Source organism: Actinomadura macra NBRC 14102 (genome assembly GCF_001552215.1).
In the GTDB taxonomy this organism is placed as follows: domain Bacteria; phylum Actinomycetota; class Actinomycetes; order Streptosporangiales; family Streptosporangiaceae; genus Spirillospora; species Spirillospora macra.
Genome location: NZ_BCQT01000017.1, coordinates 242,919 through 267,746, shown reverse-complemented (window position 1 = coordinate 267,746; position 24,828 = coordinate 242,919). Strand labels below are relative to the sequence as shown.

At 71.9% G+C, this 24,828-nt stretch carries 20 protein-coding genes; 18 read left to right on the top strand and 2 right to left on the bottom strand.

Going from position 1 to position 24,828, the window contains the following annotated elements; all coding sequences use genetic code 11:
- The first annotated feature begins 42 nt into the window (after positions 1–42).
- The 3 genes from AMA02S_RS27280 (at position 43) to AMA02S_RS27270 (ending at position 2,844) form a co-directional block, all read left to right on the top strand.
- Positions 43–807, top strand: a complete 765-nt coding sequence (locus AMA02S_RS27280; protein ID WP_245667856.1) for a L,D-transpeptidase family protein — start codon at positions 43–45, stop codon at positions 805–807.
- 245 nt (positions 808–1,052) lie between these two features.
- On the top strand, positions 1,053–1,547 hold the full coding sequence (locus AMA02S_RS27275) for an SAV_6107 family HEPN domain-containing protein (protein ID WP_157430853.1): 495 nt from the start codon (positions 1,053–1,055) through the stop codon (positions 1,545–1,547).
- Between the two features lie 127 nt (positions 1,548–1,674).
- Entirely contained in the window at positions 1,675–2,844 is a 1,170-nt protein-coding gene (locus AMA02S_RS27270; RefSeq protein ID WP_245667855.1) for a CoA transferase, read from the top strand.
- Positions 2,845–3,153: 309 nt separating this feature from the next.
- Here the strand turns inward: AMA02S_RS27270 and bldD are convergent, their stop codons facing one another.
- Positions 3,154–3,648: a transcriptional regulator BldD gene (bldD, locus tag AMA02S_RS27265; protein ID WP_067463081.1), complete on the bottom strand. Its 495-nt coding sequence runs from the start codon at positions 3,646–3,648 to the stop codon at positions 3,154–3,156.
- A 443-nt stretch (positions 3,649–4,091) separates the two neighbouring features.
- On the opposite strand from bldD, the gene pyrR reads away from it, so the two are divergent.
- The 13 genes from pyrR to metK all read left to right on the top strand — a co-directional run bounded on the left by pyrR (position 4,092) and on the right by metK (position 18,973).
- Positions 4,092–4,652 carry a bifunctional pyr operon transcriptional regulator/uracil phosphoribosyltransferase PyrR gene (gene pyrR / locus AMA02S_RS27260; RefSeq protein WP_067463550.1) on the top strand — a complete coding sequence of 187 codons (561 nt, stop codon included), beginning with the start codon at positions 4,092–4,094 and terminating at the stop codon, positions 4,650–4,652.
- Positions 4,649–5,590, top strand: coding sequence for an aspartate carbamoyltransferase catalytic subunit (locus AMA02S_RS27255; protein ID WP_067463078.1), 942 nt, complete (start codon positions 4,649–4,651; stop codon positions 5,588–5,590). Before pyrR ends, AMA02S_RS27255 begins: the two co-directional genes overlap by 4 nt.
- Positions 5,587–6,870, top strand: a complete 1,284-nt coding sequence (locus AMA02S_RS27250) for a dihydroorotase (protein WP_067463075.1) — start codon at positions 5,587–5,589, stop codon at positions 6,868–6,870. Before AMA02S_RS27255 ends, AMA02S_RS27250 begins: the two co-directional genes overlap by 4 nt.
- A complete protein-coding gene (carA, locus tag AMA02S_RS27245; protein ID WP_067463072.1) occupies positions 6,867–7,985 on the top strand; it encodes a glutamine-hydrolyzing carbamoyl-phosphate synthase small subunit in 1,119 nt (372 codons plus the stop codon). The genes AMA02S_RS27250 and carA overlap by 4 nt, the downstream gene beginning before the upstream one ends.
- The gene (gene carB, locus AMA02S_RS27240; protein ID WP_067463069.1) at positions 7,985–11,320 is read left to right on the top strand and encodes a carbamoyl-phosphate synthase large subunit; all 3,336 of its coding nucleotides are present in this window, start codon (positions 7,985–7,987) and stop codon (positions 11,318–11,320) included. The genes carA and carB overlap by 1 nt, the downstream gene beginning before the upstream one ends.
- A 76-nt stretch (positions 11,321–11,396) precedes the next feature.
- Entirely contained in the window at positions 11,397–12,284 is an 888-nt protein-coding gene (locus tag AMA02S_RS27235; protein ID WP_067463065.1) for an iron-sulfur cluster-binding protein, read from the top strand.
- Entirely contained in the window at positions 12,281–13,261 is a 981-nt protein-coding gene (locus AMA02S_RS27230; RefSeq protein WP_067463062.1) for a dihydroorotate dehydrogenase, read from the top strand. Before AMA02S_RS27235 ends, AMA02S_RS27230 begins: the two co-directional genes overlap by 4 nt.
- Complete coding sequence (gene pyrF, locus AMA02S_RS27225; RefSeq protein WP_067463059.1) at positions 13,258–13,962, top strand: orotidine-5'-phosphate decarboxylase; 705 nt, start codon at positions 13,258–13,260, stop codon at positions 13,960–13,962. The genes AMA02S_RS27230 and pyrF overlap by 4 nt, the downstream gene beginning before the upstream one ends.
- A 794-nt stretch (positions 13,963–14,756) precedes the next feature.
- Positions 14,757–15,083, top strand: coding sequence for an integration host factor, actinobacterial type (mihF, locus tag AMA02S_RS27220; RefSeq protein WP_067463056.1), 327 nt, complete (start codon positions 14,757–14,759; stop codon positions 15,081–15,083).
- 94 nt (positions 15,084–15,177) lie between these two features.
- Complete coding sequence (gmk, locus tag AMA02S_RS27215) at positions 15,178–15,768, top strand: guanylate kinase (RefSeq protein WP_067463547.1); 591 nt, start codon at positions 15,178–15,180, stop codon at positions 15,766–15,768.
- A 51-nt stretch (positions 15,769–15,819) separates the two neighbouring features.
- Positions 15,820–16,074 (top strand): DNA-directed RNA polymerase subunit omega, encoded by a 255-nt coding sequence (gene rpoZ, locus AMA02S_RS27210; RefSeq protein WP_026405772.1) that lies wholly within the window; start codon positions 15,820–15,822, stop codon positions 16,072–16,074.
- 293 nt (positions 16,075–16,367) lie between these two features.
- A complete protein-coding gene (gene coaBC, locus AMA02S_RS27205) occupies positions 16,368–17,588 on the top strand; it encodes a bifunctional phosphopantothenoylcysteine decarboxylase/phosphopantothenate--cysteine ligase CoaBC (protein WP_067463053.1) in 1,221 nt (406 codons plus the stop codon).
- Between the two features lie 191 nt (positions 17,589–17,779).
- Positions 17,780–18,973 carry a methionine adenosyltransferase gene (metK, locus tag AMA02S_RS27200; RefSeq protein ID WP_067463050.1) on the top strand — a complete coding sequence of 398 codons (1,194 nt, stop codon included), beginning with the start codon at positions 17,780–17,782 and terminating at the stop codon, positions 18,971–18,973.
- A gap of 82 nt (positions 18,974–19,055) precedes the next feature.
- Here metK and AMA02S_RS27195 read toward each other — a convergent pair whose 3' ends face one another.
- Positions 19,056–20,615 (bottom strand): DUF8823 domain-containing protein, encoded by a 1,560-nt coding sequence (locus AMA02S_RS27195; protein ID WP_245667854.1) that lies wholly within the window; start codon positions 20,613–20,615, stop codon positions 19,056–19,058.
- 259 nt (positions 20,616–20,874) lie between these two features.
- On the opposite strand from AMA02S_RS27195, the gene AMA02S_RS27190 reads away from it, so the two are divergent.
- Both AMA02S_RS27190 and AMA02S_RS27185 read left to right on the top strand, forming a co-directional pair.
- Positions 20,875–22,989 (top strand): primosomal protein N', encoded by a 2,115-nt coding sequence (locus tag AMA02S_RS27190; protein WP_084265636.1) that lies wholly within the window; start codon positions 20,875–20,877, stop codon positions 22,987–22,989.
- A gap of 16 nt (positions 22,990–23,005) precedes the next feature.
- A complete protein-coding gene (locus tag AMA02S_RS27185; protein ID WP_067463047.1) occupies positions 23,006–24,817 on the top strand; it encodes a hypothetical protein in 1,812 nt (603 codons plus the stop codon).
- Positions 24,818–24,828: the final 11 nt, after the last annotated feature.

The window sequence follows — 24,828 nt, the reverse complement described above, 5'->3', positions numbered from 1 at the left end:
AAGCACTTTAAGGTCTGCGGTGACGCGAGGAGACAGATGGGCATGCGGAAGACTGCTGTACTGCTGATCCCGATCGTCCTGCTGACAGCGTGCGAGCCGGTCGAGGAGAGGGCGGGCGAGGCGGCCTCCCCGGGACCGGCGCGGTCGTCGTCCAAGCCGTCCCGGCCCAAGCCCCCGCCCGCGCGCCGCAAGCTCAAGCCGGGCGCGAAGGGCCCCGACGTCAGGGCGCTCCAGCGCCGTCTGAGGGACCTGCACTATGACCCGGGCCAGGCGGACGGACGCTACGGGCCGTCCACGCAGCTCGCGGTGTGGGCGTTCCAGGCCGTCAACCGGCTCAAGCAGACGGGCACGCTGGGAAAGACGTTCTGGAAGGCCCTTGACCATCCCCGGCAACCGCGTGCGATGGCCAAGCGCCGGGAGGCCGACCGCGTCGACGTGGACCTGCGACGCCAGTATCTCGTGCTCTACAAGGACGGGAAACCGCGGCTCATCACGCACATCTCGTCCGGTTCGGGGGAGTACTACTGTGCCAAGGACCGCGGCGCCACCGTTCCCCGCTGCCGTTACGCCACGACCGGCACGGGCGACTTCCGGACGGGCCGCCGCGCGTCCGGGTGGGAGACCTCGCCGCTCGGACGGCTCTATAACCCCGTCTACTTCAACGGCGGCATCGCCTTCCACGGCGCCCTGGACGTGCCTCGCTTCCCGGCCTCGCACGGTTGCGTGCGGATGCCGATGCACATCGCCGCGTACTTCCCGCGCCTGGTCGGCACGGGTGTCCCGGTGCACGTCCGCCGCGCGGTGTGACACGCCGTCATTGGGTCTCTGACCTGCGGAAACTGACCCTTGTTCGAACACGTTGACGAATCGCTCCGGGGACGGTTTACTGTGAATGCGTCGAACTTATGTTCGACGTGGTGCGGGACTCGCGGCCCGCGCCAGGGCGACGTCCCCGCCCGGAGGCAGCGCGATGCGCCGGGCGGGACGGACGGCCGGGCGGAGTGAGGGGAAGCTCTCCGCCCGGCCGGCCCGAGCCCCGGAAGGAGGCAGTCATGTCCGGAACGATGACCGCACGCGGAGTCCACTCCGCCGCCCAGTCCGTCCCGCCGAGCCCGCGCCATCGGCCGATGCCCGCGCCCCGCCCGGCGCACACCGCCGTCGGGCAGCTCCACGCTGCCCGGATGGGCCTCGCCGAGGCCGCCGAGGCCACCTCACCCGCCGTCCGCTACGTCTGCGCCCACCTGGCGGCCCTGCGCGCGGCCGCGGCCGTCCTGGCGTCCAGGGAGCCGGTCGAGACGCACCGCCGCGGGCGGCCCCGCAGCGTCTGGGTCCTGCTGCCGGAGGCCGAGCCGGCGCTGCGCGAGTGGGCGGCCTTCTTCGCCGCTGGCGCCGACAAGCGCGCGGCCGCCGAGGCGGGCCTTCCACGCGCGGTGACCCCGCGCGAGGCCGAGGAACTCCTGCACGACGCGGGCGTCTTCGTCTCCCTCGTCGAAGACACTCTCGGTATCACCAGCCAGCCCACCTTGCCGATCCCCGAAGCGAGCTGAGCCGCCCCTGGGCGCCGACCACCGTGACGATCGCGCCGGTGGTGGACAATTCCCCCCGAGCTGCCCCGCCGGCGCGATCCCACGCCCCGCCCGGATTTGCACGGGCCGTCCTGATAAAGATGGCCCGGTGACCGGAGAAGACCTTCCTCTCGCCGGGATGCGTGTGGTCGAGCTGTCCAGCTTCGTCGCCGCGCCGCTCGGCGGGATGACACTCGCCCAGCTCGGCGCGGACGTGATCCGTGTCGACCAGACCGGCGGCGGCCCCGACATCGACCGCTGGCCGCTCGCCCCGTCCGGCCGGAGCCTCTACTGGGCGGGCCTCAACAAGGGAAAGCGCTCGGTCACGGTCGACCTGCGCTCCGCGGCTGACCGTGACGTCGTGGCGCGGCTCATCACCGAGTGCGGAACCGTCCTCACCAACGCGCCTCCGCGCGAGGGCCTCACCTACGACGAGCTCCGCGCGTCCAGGCCCGACCTCGTCCATGTGCAGCTCCACGGCGACCGTGACGGCGGCAACGCGGTCGACTACACGGTCAACGCCTCGCTCGGCTTCCCGTCCATCACCGGGCCCGAGACATGGTCGACCCCGGTCAACTATGCGCTTCCGGCGTGGGACGTGGCATGCGGCCTCTATCTGACCGTCGGGCTGCTGGCCGCCGAACGCCATCGCCTGCGTACCGGTGAGGGACGGCAGATCCGCGTCGCCCTCCAAGACGTCGCGCTGGCCACCGCAGGAAACCTCGGGTATCTCGCAGAAGCGCAGTTGTGCGCCGAGCCCCGTCCCCGCTTGGGCAACCACCTGTTCGGCGACTTCGGCCGCGACTTCGTCACCGCCGACGGCCGCGTCATGGTCGCGGTCCTCACCGCCCGGCACTGGCGCGACCTGGTCGCCGTGACCGGGCTGGCCGAAGTGGCCGGCGCCCTGGAACGTGCCCTGGACGCCGACTTCGGCCAGGCCGGCGACCGGTACACCTACCGTGAGGCGCTCGGCGGCGTCCTCGCGCCGTGGTTCTCGTCCCGGACCTGCGCTGAGGTCGGGGACGCCATGCGCGACACCTCCGTCCTCTGGTCGCGCTACCGCGACTTCGCCGAGCTGGCGGCCGACCTGCACGCCTACCCCTTGATGGGCGAGTTGGACCAGCCGGGCGTAGGCCCGCACCTGGCCCCCGGGTCACCGATCCTCTTCGGCTCCGCCTCGCCGCCGCCGAGCCCGGCCCCCACCCTGGGTGAGCACACCGGTGACGTCCTGCGAACCGTGCTCGCGCCCCGCGTTGGGGACGCCATCCCGCCGGCGTGACCGGGCCGACCATGGGCGGACGGAACCGATCTCCACAACGGGTTCGGGAGGGTGGGGCCCAGGCGCCCCTCAGGGCTGCCTGGGCCCCCGCGACGATGACCTTGTCCCCGTGTTGCCGGCGGGCGTCGTCGGGCGCCTAAGGGACCTCTACGGGCCGCGCAGGGGGTCCTCCTGGCCGCCCTGCCGCCGTCCTGCGGCCGCCATGGCGCTTGTTTGCCACGTTATGTCCGGTCGGCCCGGAGTAGCGCAATCGAACGGGGCCCGCCGCTGACGCGGCAGGCCCCGGACGGTGCGAGTGGTGCGGTTGGGTCAGAACGACTCGACGGCGCGGCGCGCCTCCGGGTCGAGGACGCCCCAGGTGATGAGCTCTTCTGTGAGCTCGTTCGGGGACTTGTCGTAGATGACCGCGAGTGAACGCAGGTCTTCCTGGCGGATGGACAAAACCTTTCCGTTGTAGTCGCCCCGCTGGCTCTGGATCGTCGCGGCGTAACGGGCGAGAGGACCGGCCTTGTCTTTCGGAAGCTGCTGCAACCGCTCGAGGTCGATCACGAGCTTGGGTGTAGGCCCGAGCGGGCTCGGCGCGGCTCCGCCGGGCAGCAACTCGGAAACCGGCACGCCGTAGAAATCGGCGAGCTCGGCCAGCTTCTGAACGGTGACGGCGCGGTCGCCCCGCTCGTACGAACCCACGACGACGGCCTTCCAGCGGCCGCGGGACTTCTCCTCCACACCGTGCAGGGACAGTCCCTGCTGGGTGCGGATGGCGCGCAGGCGCGCGCCGAGAGCCTTAGCGTATTCAGACGGCATTATGCGGCCCCCCAGGCTCACTTTCGTCGTCGTTGGACCCCGGCGGTCGCCGGGAGTGGGCGGTTCTCGAAGCCATTGGCCTCGGGAATCCGCCCCCAGGGATGGTTACGGACAGTGACGGTAAAACGGGGACGGCTTCAGGTCAAGCCGATTGGAAAAAAGCGGTCGAATCAACCGGTCTCGATCCGGGTCGTCCAGATCGCCCGCAAGCCCTGCGGGCACGGCGGGACGGACCGTTCCCCCGCCCCTTTTCGAGAGCGCAGCGTGTTCGAGTGTGACCCCTCTCACCAGGCAAGACGTTCGACCTCCCGGTGCGGGCGGACGGGGCCCGGCTGCTACGGTGTGGGAGACAAGGCGTCCTTTAAGACCCGTCCTGTGAGGCGGGAAAGGAGGTTTCGGTGGTGAATGCTGCCCCCCGGCCGGACGGGCCGGCGGAGGCGCGCGTGGCAGACGGTGACCCTCGGCCGAAGGCCGTTCTAGAGGAACCGGACATCCGGCGCGCGCTTACCAGGATCGGGCACGAGATCCTCGAACGCACCAAGGGCGGGCACGACGTCCTGCTGCTCGGCATTCAGACCCGTGGGGTGACGCTCGCCGAACGGCTGGCGGGACTTCTGGGCGAAGTCGAGGGCCGCCCGGTGCCCTGGGGTTCTCTGGACGTGACCATGTACCGCGACGATCTGCGGATGCGGCCCGCGCGGGCACTGGGACGTACCGAGCTTCCCCCCGACGGGGTCGACGACCGTGTGGTCGTCCTGGTCGACGACGTGCTCTTCTCCGGACGTACGGTCCGCGCCGCGCTCGACGCGCTGAACGACCTCGGGCGCCCCCGCGCCGTCCAACTCGCCGTGCTGGTGGACCGCGGGCACCGCGAGCTGCCGATCCGCGCGGACTACGTCGGCAAGAACCTGCCCACCTCCATGCGGGAGACCGTGCGGGTCCTGCTGAACGAGAACGACGGGCGCGACGCGGTGCTGCTCGGCCCGGCCGGAGGAGGGAAATGAAGCGACATCTCATCTCGGCGGCCGACCTCACCAAGGACGACGCGCTGCTCGTGCTGGACACGGCCGAGGAACTCGCCCAGGTCGCGGGCCGTTCGATCAAGAAGCTGCCGACCCTGCGGGGCCGGACGGTGGTCAACCTGTTCTTCGAGGACTCCACCCGGACCCGCATCTCCTTCGAGGCGGCCGCCAAGCGGCTGTCCGCCGACGTGATCAACTTCTCGGCGAAGGGGTCCAGCGTGTCCAAGGGCGAGAGCCTGAAGGACACCGCGCTGACCCTGGAGGCGATGGGCGCGGACGGCGTCGTCGTCCGGCACGGCGCCTCGGGCGCCCCGCACCGGCTCGCCGGCTGGGTGCGGGGCAGCGTGGTGAACGCCGGCGACGGCACCCACGAGCACCCGACGCAGGCCCTTCTGGACGCGTTCACGATGCGCAAGCGCCTGGGCGGTCTGGAGGGCCGCAGGGTCACGATCGTCGGCGACGTCCTCCACAGCCGCGTGGCACGATCCAACGTGCTGCTGCTCGACACGCTCGGCGCCGACGTGACCGTGGTCGCGCCGCCGACGCTGCTGCCCGTCGCCATCGACACCTGGCCGTGCGCGGTCTCCTACGACCTCGACGCCGTGATCCCCAAGAGCGACGTCATCATGATGCTGCGCGTCCAGCAGGAGCGCATGAACGCCGCCTACTTCCCGACGGTGCGCGAGTACAGCCGCCGCTACGGGCTGGACGGTGAGCGCATGGCCAGGCTTCCCGAGCACGCCATCGTCATGCATCCCGGCCCGATGAACCGCGGCGTGGAGATCGCGGCCGACGTCGCCGACTCCGTCCGCTCCACGATCGTCGAGCAGGTCGCCAACGGCGTCAGCGCCCGGATGGCCGTGCTCTATCTGCTGCTCGGCGGCTCCGAGCCCGCCATCGGCAAGGAGGTCTCCGAATGAACCACCTGATCAGGGGCGCGCGGATCCTGGGCGGCGCGCCCACCGACATCCTGCTGCGGGACGGGAAGATCGCCGAGGTCGGGGCCGGGCTGGACGCGGCGGGCGCCGAGGTCGTCGACGCCGCCGGCCAGGTCGCGCTGCCGGGGCTCGTCGACCTGCACACCCACCTGCGCGAGCCAGGGCGCGAGGACGCCGAGACCGTCGAGTCCGGGACGAAGGCAGCCGCGATGGGCGGCTACACGGCCGTCCACGCGATGGCCAACACCGATCCGGTCGCCGACACGGCGGGCGTGGTCGAGCAGGTGTGGCGGCTCGGGCGCGAGGCCGGGTACTGCGACGTCCAGCCGGTCGGCGCCGTCACGCGCGGCATCGCGGGCGAGAAGCTCGCCGAACTCGGCGCGATGGCCGACTCGGCCGCCCGCGTGCGGATGTTCTCCGACGACGGGCACTGCGTGTCCGACGCGGTGATCATGCGGCGGGCGCTGGAGTACGTGAAGGCGTTCGACGGCGTCGTCGCCCAGCACGCGCAGGAGCCGCGGCTCACCGAGGGCGCGCAGATGAACGAGGGCGAGATGTCGGCGGCGCTCGGGCTGGCCGGCTGGCCCGCGGTCGCGGAGGAGGCGATCATCGCCCGGGACGTGCTGCTCGCCCAGCACGTCGGATCGCGGTTGCACGTCTGCCACGTCTCCACGGCCGGCTCGGTGGAGATCATCCGCTGGGCCAAGAGCAAGGGCTGCCCGGTCACCGCCGAGGTCACCCCGCACCACCTGCTGCTCGACGACGGGCGCGCCGGGACCTACGACCCGATCTACAAGGTCAACCCGCCGCTGCGCACCGCCGACGACGTCACCGCCCTGCGGCGCGCCCTCGCCGACGGGACGATCGACTGCGTCGCCACCGACCACGCCCCGCACCCGGTCGAGGCCAAGGAGACCGAGTGGGCCGTGGCCGCGATGGGCATGATCGGCCTGGAGACGGCGCTGCCCGTCGTCCAGGAGGCCATGGTCGACACCGGCCTGCTCGACTGGGCGGGCGTCGCCGACCGGATGTCGTCCGCCCCCGCCCGCATCGGCCGCCTCTCCGGACAGGGTCGTCCGCTTGAGGTGGGCTCGCCCGCCAACATCACGCTGTACGACCCGTCGCCGCGCCGCACCGTGGACGCTTCGGCGATGACCTCCAAGAGCCGCAACACCCCGTTCGCGGGGCTGGAGCTGCCCGGCCGAGTCATCGCCACGTTCCTGCGCGGCCGCCCGACCGTCCTCGAAGGGAAGCTCCAATGAACCCTGCTCTGCTCGTTCTGGAAGACGGCAGGGTGTTCCACGGGGTCGCGTACGGAGCCGAAGGCGAGACCTTCGGTGAGATCGTCTTCAACACCGGCATGACCGGCTACCAGGAGACCCTCACCGACCCGTCCTACGCCCGGCAGATCGTGGCCATGACCGCCCCCCACATCGGCAACACCGGCGTGAACGACGAGGATCCGGAGTCGCGCGGTATCCAGGTCGCCGGATACGTAGTGCGCGAGCCCGCGCGGGTCGCCTCCAACTGGCGGGCCACCGGCTCGCTGGGATCCGCCTTGCGCGAGCAGGGTGTGGTGGGCATCGCCATGCCCGGCACGCGCGCCCTGACGCGGCACCTGCGGGACAAGGGCGCGATGCGGGCCGCCATCTTCAGCGGCCCTGAGGCGCTCACCCCAGGCGAGGATGCGCTGCTGGAACGTGTCCGACAGAGCCTCTCCATGGAGGGCGCCGACCTGGCCCAGAGCGTCTCGACATCTGAGACGTACGTGATCCCGGCCCAGGGCGAGAAGCGCTACACGGTCGCGGCCGTGGACCTCGGTATCAAGTCCATGACGCCGTACCGGATGTCCGAGCGGGGCTGTGAGGTGCACGTTCTGCCGGCCTCCAGCACGGCCGAGGAGATCCTCGCCATCGCGCCGGACGGCGTGTTCTTCTCCAACGGGCCCGGGGACCCCGCCGCCTCCGGATACGCGGTGGATGCGCTGAGGGGCGTCCTGGACGCGGGCAAGCCGTTCTTCGGCATCTGCTTCGGCAACCAGATCTTCGGGCGCGCGCTCGGGCTACGCACGTACAAGCTGAAGTTCGGTCACCGGGGCATCAACCAACCTGTCCAGGACCGGACGACCGGCAAGGTCGACGTCTCCGCCCACAACCACGGCTTCGCCGTGGACGCGCCCACCGACGGGCCGTTCGATACCCCCTACGGGCGGGCCGAGGTCAGCCACGTCAACCTGAACGACGGGTGCGTGGAGGGGCTGCGGCTCCTGGACCGCCCGGCGTTCAGCGTCCAGTACCACCCGGAGGCCGCGGCGGGCCCGCACGACGCCGCCGGGCTCTTCGACCGTTTCTGCGAGATCATGGAGGGGTCGAGGTAATGCCGCGCCGTGAAGACCTGACTTCCGTCCTGGTGATCGGCTCCGGGCCGATCGTCATCGGCCAGGCCTGCGAGTTCGACTACTCCGGCACGCAGGCGTGCCGGGTGCTGCGGGACGAGGACCTGCGGGTGACGCTGGTCAACAGCAACCCCGCAACGATCATGACCGACCCCGAGTTCGCGGACGCCACGTACGTGGAGCCGATCACCCCCGAGGTCGTCGAAAAGATCATCGCAAAGGAGCGGCCGGACGCCCTGCTGCCCACCCTCGGCGGCCAGACGGCCCTGAACACCGCCATAGCGCTCTACGAGAGCGGCGCCCTGGAGCGGTACGGGGTCGAGTTGATCGGGGCCGACGTGGACGCGATCCAGGCCGGGGAGAACCGGGAGAGGTTCAAGGAGGTCGTCGCCAAGGTCGCGCGCGAGCAGGGCCTGAACGCCGAGTCGGCCCGCTCGCTCATCTGCCACACGATGGACGAGTGCCTGGCCGCCGCGGACGAGCTCGGGTACCCGGTCGTCGTGCGGCCCTCGTTCACGATGGGCGGCGCCGGATCCGGGTTCGCCCACGACGAGGACGACCTGCGCCGCATCGGCGGCGCCGGGCTCGACGCGTCCCCGACCAGCGAGGTGCTCCTGGAGGAGTCGATCATCGGCTGGAAGGAGTACGAGCTGGAGGTCATGCGCGACCGCCACGACAACGTGGTGATCGTCTGCTCGATCGAGAACCTCGACCCGATGGGCGTGCACACCGGCGACTCGATCACCGTCGCGCCCGCGCTGACGCTGACCGACCGCGAGTACCAGAACATGCGGGACGTCGCCATCGCGGTGATCCGCGAGGTCGGTGTCGACACCGGCGGCTGCAACATCCAGTTCGCCGTCCACCCCGGCACCGGCCGGATGATCGTCATCGAGATGAACCCGCGGGTGTCGCGCTCCTCGGCGCTGGCGTCCAAGGCCACCGGCTTCCCCATCGCCAAGATCGCCGCCAAGCTCGCCATCGGGTACACGCTGGACGAGATCCCGAACGACATCACCCGCGAGACGCCCGCCTCGTTCGAGCCCACGCTCGACTACGTGGTGGTCAAGGTCCCGCGGTTCGCGTTCGAGAAGTTCCCCGGCGCGGACGGCACGCTCACCACGCACATGAAGTCCGTGGGCGAGGCCATGGCCATCGGGCGCTGCTTCACCGAGGCGCTGCAGAAGGCACTGCGATCGCTGGAGCAGAAGGGATCATCGTTCAGCTGGACCGGGGAGTTCGACGTCGACGCCCTCGTCGAGTCCGCCGGGAGACCGCACGACGGGCGCCTCAGGGACGTCCAGCGCGCCCTCTGGGCCGGTGCCGGGGTCCAGGACCTGTACGAGGCGACCGGCATCGACCCGTGGTTCCTCGACCAGATCGCCGCCATCAACGAGATCGCCGAGGAGATCCGCACGGCCGACGACGCGCTCACCAGGGACAAACTCCTGCGCGCCAAGCGACACGGGTTCTCCGACGCCCAGATCGGTGAGCTGCGCAACCTGTCCGAAGAGGTCGTCCGGGAAGTGCGGCACGCTCTGGGCGTCCGCCCGGTGTACCTGACGGTGGACACCTGCGCGGCCGAGTTCGCGGCGCAGACCCCGTATCTGTACTCGGCCTACGACGAGGAGACCGAGGTGCCCCCGGGCGTCAAGCCCAAGGTGCTCATCCTGGGCAGCGGCCCCAACCGCATCGGGCAGGGCGTGGAGTTCGACTACTCCTGCGTCCACGCCTCGTTCACGCTGGCCGAGGCGGGCTACGAGACCGTCATGGTCAACTGCAACCCCGAGACCGTCTCCACCGACTACGACACCTCCGACCGGCTCTACTTCGAGCCGCTCACCCTGGAGGACGTCCTGGAGGTCGTCTACGCCGAGCAGCAGTCCGGCGAGGTCGCGGGCGTCATCGTCCAACTCGGCGGCCAGACCCCCCTGGGCCTCGCCCAGAAGCTCAAGGACGCCGGCGTGCCGATCGTGGGCACCTCGCCGGAGAGCATCCACCTGGCCGAAGAGCGTGGCGCGTTCGGGCGTGTCCTGCACCGGGCCGGGCTGCTCGCGCCCAAGCACGGCACCGCGACCTCCTACGCGGAGGCCCGCGACATCGCCGCCGAGATCGGCTATCCCGTCCTCGTCCGCCCCTCGTACGTGCTGGGCGGACGCGGCATGGAGATCGTGTACGACGACGTGACGCTGGAGTCGTACATGGCCCGCGCCACCGAGGCGAGCCCGGAGCACCCCGTGCTGGTCGACCGGTTCCTGGACGAGGCCATCGAGATCGACGTGGACGCCCTGTTCGACGGCGAGGAGCTGTACCTCGGGGGCGTCATGGAGCACATCGAGGAGGCCGGCATCCACTCCGGCGACTCCGCGTGCGCGCTCCCGCCGATCACCCTGGGGCACGACGACATCCGCCGCATCCGCGAGTCCACCGAGGCGCTCGCGCGGGGCGTCGGGGTGCTCGGCCTCATGAACGTCCAGTACGCCCTTTCCGCGGGCGTCCTGTACGTGCTGGAGGCCAACCCGCGCGCGTCCCGGACGGTCCCGTTCGTGTCCAAGGCGACGGCCGTGCCGCTCGCCAAGGCCGCCGCCCGCGTGATGATGGGCTCCACCATCGCGCAGCTCCGCGCGGAGGGACTGCTGCCCGAGGCCGGTGACGGCGGGACCCTCCCGCTGGACGCGCCGATCGCGGTGAAGGAGGCTGTCCTGCCCTTCGACCGGTTCCGCAACGCGCAGGGCCAGGGCGTCGACACCGTCCTCGGCCCGGAGATGCGCTCCACCGGTGAGGTCATGGGCATCGACGAGGTGTTCGGCACCGCCTACGCCAAGTCACAGCAGGCCGCCTACGGCTCCCTGCCCACCAAGGGCCGGGCGTTCGTGTCGGTGGCGAACCGGGACAAACGGCACATGATCTTCCCGGTCAAGCGTCTCGCTGACCTGGGCTTTGAGATTCTTGCCACGGAAGGGACCGCCGAGGTCCTGCGCCGCAACGGCGTGCGTGCCAAGATCGTGCGCAAACACGGCGAGGGTCCGGGCCCGGACGGCGAGCCCACCATCGTGCAGCGCGTCCTGGACGGCGAGGTCGACCTCATCGTCAACACGCCCTTCGGCAGCCCGGGCCAGTCCGGGCCCCGGCTCGACGGTTACGAGATCCGTACCGCGGCCGTGCTGCGGGGCGTACCGTGCGTGACGACCGTCCAAGGGCTCGCCGCGGCCGTCCAGGGCATCGAGGCCGTCACGGGAGGCCAGGTCGGCGTCCGCTCCCTCCAGGAGCACGCCGAGCGGCTCAGCGGCGCCCACGGCCGCGCCGGGGCGCGGTGACAGGCGCCGGGCGGGGGCCGGGCGACCAGCCTCGCCCGCCCACGCCCGGCGCGGCGAACGAGGAGAGGGAGAGCGGGTGTCCGACACACCGGTGCAGACGTCGGCGACGGTCCTGACGGTCCGCCAGGTGCAGGACTACCACGCGATGACGCTGGTGGCCCCCGCAGTCGCCGAGCGGTTCAGGCCCGGCCAGTTCCTGGCGCTCGCCATCGGCGGCGAGCACACCTCCCGGCTGGCACGCCGTTGCTTCGGTGTGCACGAGGTCAAGTCCGACTACGGCGGCACCGTCGAGATCGTGTTCGCCGACACCGAACCCGGCACCGCCTGGCTCGCCGGGCGCCGCTCCCGTGACCAGGTCGACCTGCTCGGGCCGCTCGGCCGCCCGTTCCGGCTTCCGCGCGACCCCGTGGCCTGCCTGCTCGTCGGCGGCGGCCCCGGCGGCGCCGCCGTGTTCGCGCTCGCCGACACGCTCCTGCGGCGCGGCTGCCAGGTGCACTTCGTGCTCGGCGGGCCGTCCGCCAAGGCCGTGTTCGGGTCCCGCATGGCGCAGCGCATCGGCGACTCCGCGACCATCACCACCGAGGACGGTTCGATGGGCGAGCGCGGCACCGTCCGCGACGTGCTGCCCCGCATCCTCCAGGAGACCGGCGCCGACGTCGTCTACGGCTGCGGCCCCACCGGCCTGCTGCGCGCCGTCACCCAGGTCGCCGGCGACTTCGGCCTGCCGTCCCAGGTGTCGGTCGAGGAGTTCCTCCAGCGGACGGGCGCCTGCGGCACCGGCGTGTGCATGACGTGCATGCTCCCCGTCCACGGCGACGACGGCGTGACCCGCATGGTGCGCGCCTGCGCGGACGGGCCCGTCCTGCGCGGCGACCGCGTCCGCTGGGGCGACCTCGGCACCATCCCGTTCGACGCGCTCGGCGCGCCGCGGGTCCTCAGCGTCTCCGAAGGAGGCTCCCAGTGAGCGACCGGGTCCGGACCACCCTCGGGGCCCTGGAGCTCCCCAATCCCGTCCTGACGGCCTCCGGCTGTGGCGGGACGGGACGGGAACTCGCCCAGTTCTTCGACCTGAGCCGCCTTGGAGCGTTCGTCACCACCTCGGTGATGGCCCAAGCGCGCGCGGGCCGCCCCACGCCCCGCGTGACCGAGACCCCCAGCGGCCTGCTCACCGCCATGGGCCTGCCTGGCCCCGGCATCGAGACCTTCCTGGAACGTGACCTGCCGTGGTTGATCGAGCAGGACGTCCGCACCATCGTGTCCGTCGCGGGCAACAGCGTCGAGGAGTACGGCGACCTCGCGCTCCGGCTCCGCCACGTCCCCGGCGTCTCCGCGATCGAGGTCAACGTCGCCTGTCCGAACGTCGAGGACCGCGGCCGGATGTTCGCCCGGCACCCGACCGCCGCGGCGTCGGTCATCCGCGCCGTCCGCGCCAACGCCAGGCCGGGCGTGCCCGTCCTGGCCAAGCTCGCGCCCGACGTCACCGACATCGTCACGATCGCCCTGGCGTGCGTCGACGCCGGCGCGGACGGCCTCACCCTGATCAACACGATGGAGGGCATGGCGATCGATCCGCGGACCCTGCGACCCGGCCTCACCGGGGTGTCGGGCGGCCTGTCCGGGCCCGCGATCCGGCCGGTCGCCGTCCGCTGCGTCTACCAGGTGCACTCCGCGCTGCCCAGCACGCCCATCATCGGCGTCGGCGGCGTCGCCACCGGCCTGGACGCGCTGGAGTACATCCTCGCCGGCGCCTCCGCCGTCGCCGTCGGCACCGCCCTGTTCCATGACCCGACCGCCGGGCCCCGAGTCCTGCGCGAACTGGAGGAGGCCCTCGCGGCGCGCCGCATCGGGCGCCTCGCCGACGCCGTGGGCCTCGCGCACAAGCCGGCCGGCTACGTGCCGCCCCAGGTGCGCCCCCAAGAGCCCGAGAAGGAGACGCTGTGACCGCCGCCCCCATCGCCGTCGCCTTGGACGCCCCTGACCTGGAGACGGCCGCGCGCTGGGCCACCCAGGTGACCCCGCACGTCTCCACCGTCAAGGTGGGCCTGGAGTTGTACCTGCGGTACGGGCCGGACGTCATCGCCAGCGTCCGCGGTGCCAGCCGCGTCCAGGTGTTCCTCGACCTGAAGCTGCACGACATCCCCGCGACCGTCCGCGGCGCCGCCAGGGCCGTCGCGCGGCTCAGGCCGTCCTACCTGACCGTGCACGCCGCCGGGGGCCCCGCCATGATCCGCGCGGCCGTCGAGGCCGCCCCGGCCACCACGATCGCCGCCGTGACCGTCCTGACGTCCCTGCGCGAGGCGGACCTCACCGCGATCGGGCTCGAGGGCCCCGCGCCCGACGCCGTCCGGCGGCTCGCCACCCTCGCCGTCGAGGCGGGCGCCCAGGCGCTCGTGTGCTCCCCGCAGGAGGCCGCGGCCGTCCGCGCGGAGGTCGGTCCGGACATCACGCTCATCACCCCCGGCGTCCGCCCTGCGGGCGCCGACGTGCAGGACCAGGCGCGCGTCGCCACCCCCGAGCAGGCCCTCGCCGCGGGCGCGGACCTGCTGGTCATCGGCCGTCCCATCACCGGCGCGCCCGATCCCGGTGCCGCCGCCGCGGGTATCGCGGCCGCGCTGCGACGCACCTCCGCCGGCACCCCGTAGCCGCCGGGACGGGAGGGGCGGACGCGCGCCCGGAAGATGAGATTTGCTTTCTGGGCAGCGTTTAGCGCCGACCCCACTAGAGCGTGCTGGATCGTTCTTAGTCGTTTCTTCGCAATGCCAATGGGGCGGCGCGGTCTTCCACAATCCGGTACGTGGCGAACGGCTGAAGTCGTTCAACCGGACACGGGGTTTGCCGGCACCGTTACTCCGAGTTGTCACGGCGGTTCCGTTGGAATCGTTTCCGCGCGGCCGATGTCCTCCGGGGAGGACCCGGCCGGGGGCGGGAGCGAGGGGGAGCGGGGAGCTGGAGGGGGCGGCGCCTCCGGGGGGCGGAACGATCTTGGCGGGCGGATTGGGACGAGGATGGCAGGCGCGGTGCGGCCCCGACGTGCGGAACGGCCCGGCGTGACGAGCGTCACTAGCCCGCGGCCGCCGTGTGGGCGACGTCACATTTGTGGCTCCCTGGGGGGCGGTGCGGGGTGTCGGGAGGGTGCCGGGATCATGGTCGTGCGACCCCGTACACGGCCCGGTCGCCGCGGCATTTGGGTACTCGGTGCCGCAAATCGGGTCAGAAAGGGGGGATTTTCACGATCATGCGAAAGTCCCAGCAAGGCATGGGGATGGGGTGCCGACGGGCCCGAGTTGTGTACAATCCGTATTCAGGACACTCCGGGGAGTGATTTTCATGAATTTGTGGCGGGCTAAACGGCACTTCACGTTGCCTAAAGGGGCGTGAACTCGCTAGTTTCCCAACCCGTCCGACTCCGTCGAGTGGAAACCTGAGGTGACCCGGCGTGGCTCTTCCGCCCCTAACCCCCGAACAGCGCGCCGCAGCCTTGGAGAAGGCTGCCAAGGCGCGCAAGGAGCGGGCCGAGGTTAAGAACAAGCTCAAGCACGGGGGAACCTCTCTCGCCGAGGTTCTCAAGGAGGGACAAGCCGACGACGTCATCGGAAAGATGAAGGTCTCGGCCCTCCTGGAATCGCTGCCCGGCGTGGGCAAGGTCCGTGCGAAGCAGATCATGGAGCGTCTGGGTATCGCCGAGTCCCGCCGTGTGCGGGGCCTCGGCGCGAACCAGCGCGCCTCCCTGGAGCGTGAGTTCGGCGGAAGTGCGAACCGCTGACGCGCGACTCACGGGCGGGCGCGGCGGCGAGTCCGCCGCGGCCGGCTCGGGGTACCCCGAGTCCGACTCCATCCCGTCCGACCCCGGCGCACCCATTCCTGCGCCGGACGGCTCCAAGCCGAATGGCCCGCTCCTCCGGCGGCTGACGGTCCTCTCCGGGCCGTCAGGCGTCGGCAAGAGCACGGTCGTCGCCGAGATCCGGCGCTCACACCCCCGGGTGTGGCTGTCGGTCTCGGTGACCACCCGGTCCCCTCGGCCGGGTGAGACCCACGGTGTGCAGTACTTCTTCGTCGACGACGCCGGTTTCGACCGGCTCGTCGCCGAAGGGGAACTGCTCGAATGGGCGGAGTTCACGGGCAACCGCTACGGCACCCCGCGCCGACCCGTCGAAGAACGGCTGGCCCGCGGCGAGCCGGTGCTGCTGGAGATCGACCTCCAGGGCGCCCGGCAGGTCCGCCGGTCCATGCCCGAGGCGCGCCTGGTCTTCCTCGCACCCCCCTCCTGGGAGGAACTCGTCCGCCGGCTCACCGGCCGCGGCACCGAGCCCCCCGACGTGATCGAGCGCCGCCTCGACGCCGCCCGTGTGGAGCTGGCCGCCGAGAAGGAGTTCGACGTCACGCTCGTCAACACCTCCGTCCGGGACGTGTGCCGCGAGCTGCTAGCCTTGATGGCTGTTCATCAGTGACCCGCCGCCCCGTCGGCGGACGGGGATCGCCATCTAGCGGAAGGCCACCGAGTGGCAGCCAGCAGTGAGGGCATCACCAACCCCTCGATCGACGAGCTCCTCGAGGTCGTCGACACCAAGTACGGCCTCGTGAGCATCGCGGCCAAGCGCGCGCGGCAGATCAACGCCTACTACGCCCAGCTGGGCGAGGGCCTGCTGGAGTACGTCGGCCCGCTCGTCGAGACGCAGGTCCAGGAGAAGCCCCTCTCGATCGCCCTGCGCGAGACCCGCGAGGGCCTCCTGAACGCCGAGCCCATCGAAGGGTAGTGCCAATGCAGTGCCCTCGGCGGTCGGGCCTTGGCGGCCCTCCTTCGGCGGGCACTGCGGCGATCGCCGCATCGCTTCCGACTCGCCTGGCGGCTCGCTTCGCGATCAGATCCTCGCTTCGCTCGTATCTGGCTTCGCACGCGATCGCAACGTTCCAGTGGTCGCGGGCTGAGGTACCTGTGGGGAGCGTGGGACTGCTCGGGCCGTCTCGCGGTCGTCAGGGCCCGCGCGGGAGTGCGGTGTGTGGCGGGTGACAATTGTGGCGTGGGTGCCTATGGGAGGGCTGAGGGCGTGTGACCTCCGCTAAGCCGCGTGTCGTGCTGGGGGTGGGGGCCGGGATCGCCGCCTACAAGGTGTGCGAGTTGCTCCGTCTGTTCGCCGAGTCGGGGCATGACGTGCACGTCGTGCCGACCGCCGATGCGCTGCGGTTCGTGGGCGAGCCCACCTGGGCCGCGCTGTCGGGGAACCCTGTCTCGTCACAGGTGTGGGACGGCGTCGCCGAAGTGCCGCACGTCCGGCTCGGGCAGGGCGCCGACCTCGTGTTCGTCGCGCCCGCCACCGCCGACCTGCTCGCCAAGGCCGCGCACGGGCTCGCCGGCGACCTGCTCACCAACACGCTCCTCACCGCGCGCTGCCCGGTCGTGTTCGCCCCCGCGATGCACACCGAGATGTGGGAGCACCCCGCGACCCGTGCGAACGTGCAGACGCTGCGCTCCCGCGGTGCGGTCGTCGTCGAGCCGGCCTCCGGGCGGCTCACCGGCAAGGACACCGGACCCGGCCGGCTGCCCGACCCCGCCGAGCTGTTCGAGGTCGCCCGGCACGTCCTCGCGCGCGGTGCGGACGGGCGCGACCTCGCGGGCCGGCACGTCGTCGTGTCCGCCGGCGGCACCCGCGAGCCCATCGACCCGGTCCGCTTCATCGGCAACCGGTCATCCGGGCTCCAGGGCTACGCCCTCGCCCGCACCGCCGCCGCCCGCGGCGCCCGGGTGACGCTCGTGGCCGCCAACGTCGCCCTGCCCGACCCCGCCGGCACGCGCGTGCTGCCCGTGGGATCCGCCGCCGAGATGCGCCAGGCCGTCCTGGAGGCCGCCGCGGGCGCCGACGCGGTCGTGATGGCCGCCGCGGTCGCCGACTTCCGGCCGGCCGACTACCGCGGCTCGAAGATCAAGAAGACCGAGGACGCCGGGCCCGAGCCGATCCGGCTGAGCAAGAACGCCGATATCCTGGCCGAACTCGGCCGCGTGCGGAGTCCCGGCCAGGTGATCGTCGGCTTCGCCGCCGAGACCGACGACGTCCTGGAGAACGGTCGCGCGAAGCTCGCCCGCAAGGGCAGCGACCTTCTCGTCGTCAACCAGGTCGGCGAGGGCCTGACCTTCGGCCAACCCGACAACGCCGCGGTCATCCTGGGTGCGGACGGATCCCGCACCGACGTCCCCCGCGGCGCCAAGGAGGCGCTCGCCGATACCGTGTGGGATCTCGTCGCGGCCCGCCTGAAACCCCCGCGTTCCGTGTGACGGGGCACCTGCCCTGTGACGGGGCGCACGTGGCTCTAGCGAGGCTTTGGTGGTGCCCGAACCCGATCCCGCTAGACTCGCCACCAGACCTGTAGGGAATTACTGGGGGAGGGGCGGCGTCCCTCCGCCGAACTCGATAAGAAATCCGTCCTGCGACGTCAGTCAGCAGCCGCTGCAAGGAGTTCACGTACGTGTCTCGCCGCCTGTTCACCTCCGAGTCCGTCACCGAAGGACACCCGGACAAGATTGCGGACCAGATCAGCGACGCGATCCTCGACTCGATGCTCAAGGACGACCCGAAGAGCCGGGTCGCCGTCGAGACCATGATCACGACCGGTCAGGTGCACGTGGCCGGTGAGGTCACCACCGAGACCTATGTGGACATCCCCGGCGTGATCCGGGAGAAGATCCTCGAAATCGGCTACGACTCGTCCAAGAAGGGTTTCGACGGCCACTCCTGCGGCGTGTCGGTGTCCATCGGCGCGCAGTCGCCCGACATCGCGCAGGGCGTCGACGACGCCTACGAGACCCGGGAAGGCGAGGGGCTGGACGACCTGGACCGCCAGGGCGCCGGCGACCAGGGCCTGATGTTCGGCTACGCCACCAACGAGACCCCCGAGCTGATGCCGCTGCCGATCACGCTGGCGCACAAGCTGGCGCGGCGGCTGTCGCACGTCCGCAAGACCGGTGACGTCCCCTACCTGCGTCCCGACGGCAAGACCCAGGTCACCATCGAATACGACGGGGACCGCGCGGTCCGCCTCGACACGGTCGTGGTGTCGTCCCAGCACGCCCCCGACATCGACCTGAAGGAACTGCTGAGCCCCGACGTCAAGGAGCACGTCGTCGACCCGGTGCTCGCCGAGTTCGACCTCGACAACGACGGCTACCGGCTGCTGGTCAACCCCACCGGACGGTTCGAGATCGGCGGTCCGATGGGCGACGCCGGGCTCACCGGACGCAAGATCATCGTCGACACCTACGGCGGCATGGCCCGGCACGGCGGCGGCGCGTTCTCCGGCAAGGACCCGTCCAAGGTCGACCGGTCCGCCGCGTACGCGATGCGTTGGGTCGCCAAGAACATCGTCGCTGCCGAACTCGCCGACCGCGCCGAGGTCCAGATCGCCTACGCGATCGGCAAGGCCCACCCGGTCGGGGTCTTCGTGGAGACCTTCGGCACCGAGAAGCTTCCCGTCGCCAAGATCCAGGCCGCCGTCATCGACGTCTTCGACCTGCGCCCGGCCGCGATCGTCCGCGATCTGGACCTGCTCCGCCCGATCTACCAGCAGACCGCCGCCTACGGCCACTTCGGCCGGCCGGAGCCCGACTTCTCCTGGGAGTCCACGGACCGTGCGAAGGACCTGGCCACCGCCGCGGGCCTGTAACCCGCCCCGGCTTGCCTCGTCTCGTTTGCAGAGGGCCCCGGAACCGCAACGGTTCCGGGGCCCTCGATGTTCGTCGAGCGTCTCAGCTCTTGCAGTGGTTGCCTCGGTGGAGGCCGTACCGCGCGGCGATGGTGTAGCGGCCAGGACCCCTGACGCTCATCTGGACGAACTCGCCCGCGCGCGCCAGGCAGCCGGTGGCGCCGCCCTTGCCGGCAATGCTGAGCCAGGGCGACCAGGCGATGCGTACCAGGGCCGTGCCTGCGGCGGGCATGTCGATGACCATCTCGCCGGAGTTGATGTGCTTGATCTCGGCCGGGCGGTCGGCCAGCGGTGTGGTCCGCGACACGCGGAACAGGCGCCAGTGCTCGTCGCTCCAGACCTCCGTCAGGTACGGCTGCCCGGCCTCCACGATCGCGGCCTCGTCCCGAGCGGACCAGTCGACCTCCTGCTCGGGCAGGACGACGTAGTGCACCGCCCACTTGTGCAGCCAGGCGCGGTAGGAGTCGGCGGTGAGCGCGCCCTCCTCGTAGAACAGCGAGTGGCGCTCGGCGTCGACCTGCCGGTTCCAGCCGCGCGCGAGGATGAAGTGGCGGCTCAACCCGGCCGCCTCCCAGTGCGAGCGCAGCGGGACGACCTCGATGCGGGACTCGTCGGCGCCGAGCGCGTCCATCTCCGCGATCAGCCCGCGGGCGTGCCGGGCGGCCGCCGCGGCGGGCTCGGTGTGGATCACGTCGTCCACGGGCTTCACGACCTGCCAGGACGCGGTGACGATGAACGCCACCGACAGCACGGCGATCCGTACCCGCCCGTGTGCGCGCGCCACCGCCGATAGCAGGATCATGCCGCCGAACAGCAGCGACAGCCGCTCGACGTTGCTGCCGACGGGCGAGGGGACGAGCCAGGTCAGCGCGATGCCGGCGAGGTAGACCGCCGCCGAGATCCGGATGATCTTCCATTCGCGCGGGGCGCACACCAGCACGGCGATGACGCTGGTGATCGCGGGGAGCACGATCGCGGTGAGCGAGATCGGCTGGACTCCGCTGAACGGGAACAGCAGGCTCGTCGTGCCGACCACCAGCGGTGGGCCCGCCGCGAGGCAGATCCCGGCGCGGCGCCGCCCGGTGAGGATGAGCGCGGCGGCCAGCACCATGAGGAACAGCCCGGCCACCGGGCTGGCGAGGGTGGCCAGCAGGCCGAGGGCGACCATGCCCGCCGCGCGCAGCGCCGGGGTCCCGCGGTCGGTGAACACGACGATCGTCGCCGCGAGCGCGAACAGCATGCCGAGGCTGAACGTGACCCGCCCGGACGCGCTGTTGCAGGAAAGCGCGAACGCCGCCCACAGCGCGGCGGGCAGCGCGACCGGTGCGCGGAAGCGCCTCAGCAGGTACGCCGTCAGCGTCGCCGAGAGCGTGCCCGTCACGACCGCGACGGTTCTGATCCCGAACACGGCCATCAGGTAGGGCGACAGGACGCTGTAGGAGGCGGGGTGCATCCCGCCGTACCAGGCGAAGTTGTAGGCCGTGTCGGGGTGCTTCCAGGCGAAATCGGTCCAGGCGGCCTGGGCGGCCAGGTCGCCGCCCTCGGTGGCGAGGACGAGCGCCCACACCAGGTGCATCACGGCGGCGGCGACGGTGGCCGCCACCACGGGGTGGCGCGGATTCGCCCACCGCCGCCATGCAGAGGGCAGGGATGGACGTGGAGGACGGCGCGACGGCCCCTTCGGGACCGGTGCGTCCGTCCGTTCTGGGGTATGTGCTGTGGTCACATCGCCTGCACGGACTCGTCGGACGGCGAGGGGCGCGGGCGCCGGACGACGGTCCGGCGTTCACCTGGCCCCCTGAGCGGACCACTCAGACTAGCGCGCGCCGATGACTGTCGGGTTGATCTGGTAGGACGGGGACGTGACCAAGGACGGCGGGGGAGCGGAGCTGACCACGGGGCTGATCCCGGGGCTGGACGACATCCCCCGGGTTCCCGCGGCGAAGCCGGCGGACGGGAAGGCGGCCCGCGACAAGAAGCCCGCGGACAAGGGAAAGAAGGGTACGCGACGCCCCGCCGACGCCCTGCCCGTCGCCAGGATCGCCGTCGACATGTCCCTTCCGCATCTGGACCGCCCCTTCGACTATCTGGTGCCGTCGGAGCTCGCCGCCAAGGCCGTCCCTGGGTGCCGGGTCCGGGTGCGTTTCGCCGGTCAACTCGTTGACGGGTTCCTGCTGGAGCGGGTCGGCGAGAGCGACCACGAGGGCCGCCTGTCCTTCCTGGAGCGGGTGACCTCGTCCGAGCCCGTCCTCACCCCGGAGATCGTGGCGCTGGCCCGCGAGGTCGCCGACCGCTATGCGGGCACGTTCGCCGACGTGATCCGCCTGGCCGTCCCGCCCCGCCATGCGCGCGTGGAAGCCGAGCCCGTCCAGGAGGCGGAGGACTCGGTGGAGGGCCCGGCGGAGGAGGGCGGGCTGCGGGCAGGGGTCTGGGAGGAGTATCCGGCGGGGGCCTCGTTCTTGGCCGCGTTGGAGTCCGGCAGAGCGCCCAGGGCGGTCTGGACGGCGCTGCCCGGCCCGCGGTGGGCGGCAGCCATCGCGCGGGCCGTGGCGGTCGTCCTCGAAGCCGGGCGCGGCGCGCTGATCGTGGTGGCGGACGGACGCGACGTCGCACGCGTGGACGCGGCGCTGGAGGCCGAGCTGGGGGAGGGGCGGCACGTCGCGCTGACGGCTGAGCTGGGCCCCGCCGAGCGGTACCGCCGGTGGCTGGCCGTGCTGCGCGGCTCGGCGCGCGCGGTGGTCGGGACGCGGGCGGCGATGTTCGCGCCGGTCGCCGATCTGGGGCTGGTCGTGCTGTGGGACGACGGTGACGATGTGCATGCCGAACCGCACGCCCCGTATCCACACCCGCGTGAGGTGCTGGCGCTGCGCGCGCACAGGGCGGGTGCGGGGGCGCTGTTCGGCGGCTTCACCCGAACCACGGATGCCACCCAGTTGGTGGAGAGCGGCTGGGCCCACTCCCTGGCCGCCGACAGGGTGCGTGTCAGGGCGGCGATGCCCCGCGTCCGCTACGTAGGGGAGGACGGGCAGCTCGCTCGTGATGCAGCCGCCCGTACGGCGCGGCTGCCGAACGTGGCGTTCGAGGCCGCCCGCGGCGCACTGGAGGACGGTCCGGTGCTGGTGCAGGTACCCAGGCGCGGTTACGTGCCGGGCATCGCGTGCGGGCGGTGCCGCACGCTCGCCCAGTGCGTGGCCTGCCAGGGGCCGCTGGCGCTCCCGTCCTCCCATGGCGCACCGTACTGCCGGTGGTGCGGCCGAATCGCAGGCGACTGGCACTGTCCCGAGTGCGGGTTCTTCCAGGTGCGGGCCGTGGTGGTGGGCGCCAAGCGCACGGCCGAGGAGCTGGGTAGAGCGTTCCCCGGTGTGCAGGTCCGCACGTCGGGGAGGGAGGCGATCCTTGACGAAGTCGGCGCGGAACGGGCCCTGGTGGTCTCCACACCGGGCGCGGAGCCGTCCGCCGAAGGCGGGTACACGGCCGCGCTCCTGCTGGACGGCTGGGTACTGCTGGGGCGCCCCGACCTGCGCGCCGGAGAGGAAACGCTCCGACGGTGGATGAACGCGGCGTCGCTCGTGCGTGCCCAATGTCCCGTGGTGGTGGCGGCGGAGGGGTCCCTTCCGGCCGTACAGGCACTCGTCCGATGGGATCCGGTCACCTATGCGGAACGCGAGCTGGCGGAGCGCCGGGAGGTGGGTTTCCCCCCGGCCGCGCGGATGGCGTCGCTCACGGCATCTCCGGCGGCCATACGGGCGCTCTTGGCAGACACTCGACTGCCCGATGGGGCGGAGGTGCTCGGCCCCGTCCCCGTCTCTCCGACGGGTACCGCAGACGGGCCGGAGAAGGAGCGTGCGCTGATCCGCGTGCCGAGGGCCGCCGGATCCGCGCTGGCTCGCGCGCTGAAGGAGGCGCAAGGTGTTCGCAGCGCACGCAAAGTGGCAGAAACCGTACGTGTTCAGATCGACCCCCTGGAGCTGATCTGACCAATAAGGTTCTCGCGTGGCCGACAATTGGGTGGAGACGACCGCGGGCGAGCTGCGGCTGTGGGCGGACGAGCACGGCGAGGCGCTCGACGAGCAGGGAGCGCGGCTCCTGCTCGACCTCGTCCGGGAGGAGATGGGCCTCACCGGGCTGGGCGAGCTGACCCCGGAGGGCGTCCGCGAACTGCTGCTGGAGGTGTTCCCCGAGTCGGTGGTCGCCGGCACGGACGAGGTCCCCGCCGTCCTGGACACCCTGCGCGGTCTCGTGGCGTTCCTGCGCGACACCGGTGCGGTGCCCGCCGCCGCGGCGGCCGAGCTGGCGGCCGAGGTGGAGCGGGCCGGCCCCGAGTTCGCCGCGGTGGTCGCCGAGGCCGACACCGCCGAGCGGCAGGTCGCGGCCGAGGTCATCGCCGGGCTCATGCGGGCCGACGGCGTCGCCCTGGACGACCAGGACGCCGTCGAGGCGTGGGTCCGCGAGTTCGAGGCGCTGCCCGAGGACGAGCGTTACGCCCGCACCGATGAGTACCTGCGGCAGACCGAGGAACTGGTCGTCCCGCCCGTCCGGCTGGCGCCGGAGGCCGAACTCGCCGCGGCCGCCCGCGCGTCCGCACTGACCGGGCAGGTGCTCGCGCTGGCGGAGTGGACGGGCGAGCGGCCGCTCACCGAGCACGACCAGCTCACCGAGGCCGATGCGCGGGAGGCCAGGCGCGCGCTCGGCCTGGAGACCCCGCGCGCCTCCGGCCAGGTCGAGGACGAGGCCGCGCTGGAGCGGCTGTGGTGGGCCGCCGTCGAGGCGGAGGTGATCACGGCCGAGGGCGGCGCCGCCGCGCCCGGTCCGGCGCTGGCCGGCCTGCGGTCGGCCGACGACGCGGCGCTGCTGGCGGCCTGGCTTCCGCTGTTCGACGCCGTCGTGGTGCCCGAGCACGACCCCGAGGACGGGCTCGACGCGATCGAGCTCGTCCAGAACGAGCTGACCGGCGTACTCATCCACCTGTACGAGCAGGAGGAGCCGACCCCGCCGGGGGAACTGCTCGAAGCGCTGCGCGACCATGTCGCCGAGAGCTACGACTTCTCCGACCAGGACGCCATGTCCGCGCTGGTGAACGACGCGTTCTCCCTGGAACTGGCCACTCTGGAGGAGTGGGGTGTCCTCACGCCCGCAGGTGACGGGGGGTGCGCACTCACCCCGCTGGGCGTGTGGGGCGTCCGGGAACTGCTGCTCGCGGACGGCTTCACCGCGCCCCTGGTCGGCGAGCTGGCCGGCGCACCGGCCGCCGCGCTGGTCGAGGGCCTCACCTGGCACCGTCCCGACACCGCGGACGAGGAGATCACGGGCTGGCTGGCCACCCATGACGCCAAGGACGCCGCCGCCGACCTTCTGGACGTGATGCGCACCGGCGGCCCGGGCGCCCGCAACCTCGCCGCCGCCGTCCTGCACCGGATCGGCCCCGAGGCCGCCCTGGTGGTCCGTGCGGCTAGAGAGCACCCTCTCGTGTCGCCCTATGCCGTCCTGTGGCTGAACGCCGTGGACGACCCGTCCGGGCGAGAACTGGCCCGGGAGGAGTACCTCTGGGTGTTCGTCGACACCGTCGCCGGGATGCTGGAGACCGCCGAACCCGCCGAGGCGGTCGAGGCCGCCCTGGCCGACGCGCCGCCGGGGGCCGAGCTGGTGGCCATGATCGATGAACTGTGGCGGACCCAGCACACCGACGTGGCGGACGTTCTGGAGGCTCTGGGCGATCACCATCCCGACAAGGCGACCGCCAAGGCCGCGCGTACCGCCGCCTACAAGGCGCGCTCAGCGCGCCGGGGGGCGCGCGGCGGCGTGTGAGGTACCCATGC

Excerpts from the sequence above, each read along its gene's own strand:
- carB (WP_067463069.1), top strand. The coding sequence starts at position 7,985 with ATGCCGCGCCGTGAAGACCTGACTTCCGTCCTGGTGATCGGCTCCGGG.
- AMA02S_RS27250 (WP_067463075.1), top strand. The coding sequence starts at position 5,587 with ATGAACCACCTGATCAGGGGCGCGCGGATCCTGGGCGGCGCGCCCACC.
- AMA02S_RS27275 (WP_157430853.1), top strand. The coding sequence starts at position 1,053 with ATGTCCGGAACGATGACCGCACGCGGAGTCCACTCCGCCGCCCAGTCC.
- AMA02S_RS27280 (WP_245667856.1), top strand. The coding sequence starts at position 43 with ATGCGGAAGACTGCTGTACTGCTGATCCCGATCGTCCTGCTGACAGCG.
- bldD (WP_067463081.1), bottom strand. The coding sequence starts at position 3,648 with ATGCCGTCTGAATACGCTAAGGCTCTCGGCGCGCGCCTGCGCGCCATC.
- AMA02S_RS27255 (WP_067463078.1), top strand. The coding sequence starts at position 4,649 with ATGAAGCGACATCTCATCTCGGCGGCCGACCTCACCAAGGACGACGCG.
- carA (WP_067463072.1), top strand. The coding sequence starts at position 6,867 with ATGAACCCTGCTCTGCTCGTTCTGGAAGACGGCAGGGTGTTCCACGGG.